Source organism: Streptomyces sp. YS-3 (genome assembly GCF_045257485.1).
GTDB lineage: Bacteria > Actinomycetota > Actinomycetes > Streptomycetales > Streptomycetaceae > Streptomyces.
Genome location: NZ_JBJHPC010000780.1, coordinates 1 through 2,723 on the forward strand (window position 1 = coordinate 1; position 2,723 = coordinate 2,723).

At 72.5% G+C, this 2,723-nt stretch carries 3 protein-coding genes; all 3 read right to left on the bottom strand.

All coding sequences use genetic code 11. The features are described 5' to 3' along the window. Window positions 1-91: 91 nt before the first annotated feature. The 3 genes from ACJA3G_RS34670 to ACJA3G_RS34680 are packed head-to-tail and all read right to left on the bottom strand — an operon-like array spanning window position 92 to window position 2,651. The gene (locus ACJA3G_RS34670) at window positions 92-556 is read right to left on the bottom strand and encodes a DUF6238 family protein (RefSeq protein ID WP_406557006.1); all 465 of its coding nucleotides are present in this window, start codon (window positions 554-556) and stop codon (window positions 92-94) included. A 41-nt stretch (window positions 557-597) separates the two neighbouring features. Then, window positions 598-1,182 (bottom strand): hypothetical protein, encoded by a 585-nt coding sequence (locus ACJA3G_RS34675; RefSeq protein WP_406557007.1) that lies wholly within the window; start codon window positions 1,180-1,182, stop codon window positions 598-600. Then, a complete protein-coding gene (locus tag ACJA3G_RS34680) occupies window positions 1,179-2,651 on the bottom strand; it encodes an SCO6880 family protein (RefSeq protein WP_406557008.1) in 1,473 nt (490 codons plus the stop codon). Before ACJA3G_RS34680 ends, ACJA3G_RS34675 begins: the two co-directional genes overlap by 4 nt. Between the last annotated feature and the right edge of the window lie 72 nt (window positions 2,652-2,723).

Genomic DNA, 2,723 nt, shown 5'->3' on the forward strand with positions numbered 1-2,723 from the left:
GTTCGGGGTGAAGAGGGGGCTGGCAGAGGCGCGTCGGGCGCGGCGGGCGGGCCGGTGGGTCACAGGTGGTGCTCGATTCGGCGGGTTCGGCTCATATGGCGCAGCCGGTGGTGCGGGTGTGGCCGTGCAGCGGGGCATTGAGGTCGGTGGGGGTGGTCTTGCGGCGGATCGCGTGGCCGGAGATGAGGTGTCGCTGGCAGATGGTCAGCACCGGCGGGCCTTCCGGTAGCCGCTCGGGCTCACACGGGGTGCCGCCGGCGTCGTCGGGCGAGGCGGGCAGTACGTGGAAGGCGTCGTGGACGGCGGCGGTGGCCTGCCAGAGCCGCAGGTGCGCGGTGCTCAGGTGGCGGCCCGCGGTGGGATGCGCGGGGCGGCTCGCCTCAGCGAGGTGGTCGAGGAGGCGGTGCAGGGCGGTGAGATGGGCGTGCAGCGCATCCAGGTGGACACGGTCGGCCGCGACGGCCGGGGTGGTGAGGGCGCGGGTGTGGTGGCGCAGTCCTGCGGAGGCGGCGCGCAGGTAGGGGTGTGCGTCAGCGACGTACGGAGTCGAGGTCAACGAGGATGTCCTTCCTGCCTGCGGGCAGGGGTGAGAAGAGGTCACCGGGTGTGCCCGGGGCCCGTGGCCGGTGGGCCGGGCGGTAGCGAAGTGTGGGTTGGGGTGCGGGCGGAGCGGACCGGATTCTGCTCGGCGCCCAGGTCGATGTACGAGCCGGAAGCGCGCATATCGGGATGGCTCTCGGCGGGCACGTAGGCGCCGGAGCCGTCGGCTGCGCCCACGATGTCGTACTCCTCCAGCCAACGACGGAGACCGGGCAGTTCGAGCAGAGGGCGATGGGCGTCGTCGAGGTCGGTGTCATTGGCGACGAACAGCGTGGACCGCGCGCCTTCCAGGTGGCCGGGACTGCGCAGTGCGATGGTGAAGGCGCGGGAGGGCCGCGGGGTCAACACGAGCTCCAGCTGCGCCGCCAGAGAGTCCAGGGCATCGGCGGCTTCGACCGCAGTCTCGTAGCGCACGTCCTCGTAAGCGGCGTACTCGCCTTCGAGCACCGCACCGTCCGCATCGCGGTGGACGTCGAGGCGCTGCCGGTGGCGCCGCTGCATCTCCTTGACGGCCGCGAGCAGCGCGACCAGACCGTCGTACCCCGCCGATGTGAGCGCGCCCGGGGAGGGCCGGGCCGTCACAAGGCGGTCCTGGCGAGAGGAAGAGCAGCGAGCGTGAAGGCGTCCGGCTGCTGGTAGTAGAGGCGGCGCAGGTCGACCTGGGCGGTGACGGCTGCGGTCTCGATCTGCGCGCACGCAGCATCCAAGGCGGCGTCGGTTTCGGCGGAGACAGTGAGCAGTCCGGTCAGGGCGACATCGGCATGGCCGGCGATCAGCTGACGCTCGCGGGCCTTGACGTCGGCGTACTCGACGCTGTCGGCCTCGGAGTCGACCTGCCCGCGGCGGGAGCGCTCGGCGGCATCCGAGATGATCGCCGCCTTCTTCCGCTGGACATCGCGCATCGCCGACTCCAGCCCCTGGGGCACGTAAATCAGGGACAGGCTGCGCCGGACCCCGGCGGTGAACATCAGCCCGTGAAGGAACCCGGCGCCGGTCTCCGTCCTTGGCCAGTCCTCGACCCAGAACGTCGCGTGCCGGGCGGAGTCGGTGGCCAGACGGTCGTACTCCTCGACCTGCACGACGGGACCGGCCGCGGCGGGGTCTGCTTCGGCGCGCCCGCTGGGGGACCACTGTTGCAGGCTGGAGAGCGCCCCCGGGTCGTAGGCCGTGCGGATCACAGCGGCGATCTCCCGCGCGCTCAGCCAGCCGGTGACCATCAGGCCCGCGCTGCGAGCGGCCTGGGCGATGGCGCTGGTGGTCTGCTCCATCACCGTGAACGCTCCAGGCAGGCCGCCGCCCGCCTGACTGATCAACCGCTTGGCGGCTTTGAGGTCGAGGGAGATGGCCAGGTACGTCTCGTGCGGTGCGGCGGCAGGCCCGGCGGAGGCGACGAGGTCGGAGTACACCTGCCCGGCGACCGGGGTTTGGGGGTAGCCCTGCTGGGTCCAGTGGCGGGCGAGGGTGTCGCCGCTGTCGGGCACGGTCCGCTCCAGGACCTGCACCGAGGCGACGTGGCCGGTCCGCGCGATGCCCGCGAGCGCTCGTCCCCACCCGCTGACGTTGTGGTTCTGGGTGGCGGGGTCGAGCAGGGCGAAGGCTCGGCTGGAGACGCGGGCGACGGCGGTCAGGGTCTGGTGGTGCGGGTCGTGGACGGCGGCGGCGCCGTTGGCCGAGTCCGAGGGCGTGACGACGCGCAGGGCGGCGGCGGTGCCCGGCAGGTGGAGGGTGCCGTCGTGGCGAGGGCGGGTGACCGGGCGGGCGAGCCACAGGGTCTGCCCGCTGCGGCGGCGCCGGGTGAAGCGGACGACGATCGGCGCCCAGTCGATCAGCGACTTGCCGTCTCGGCGGATGGCGACCAGGGCGGCGACCGCGGCCCACAGCGGGGCGAGCACGATCACGCCGAGTAGCCCGGTGCTGACGACGGTGACCAGGAGCAGCGCCAACGCCGAGGACACGAGAGTGAGTTGGGGAAGGGTGAGGCCGAGCAGGATGCCGCGCTTGGACCTGTGGGGGAATTTGACCGTGAGGGGAGTGATCGAGAGTTCAGACAAGGGCCGTTCCGGTGGTGCGCGGGCGGGGCCGGAGCGGCACACACGAAGGGCATCGTGTGTGCCGCTCCGGCA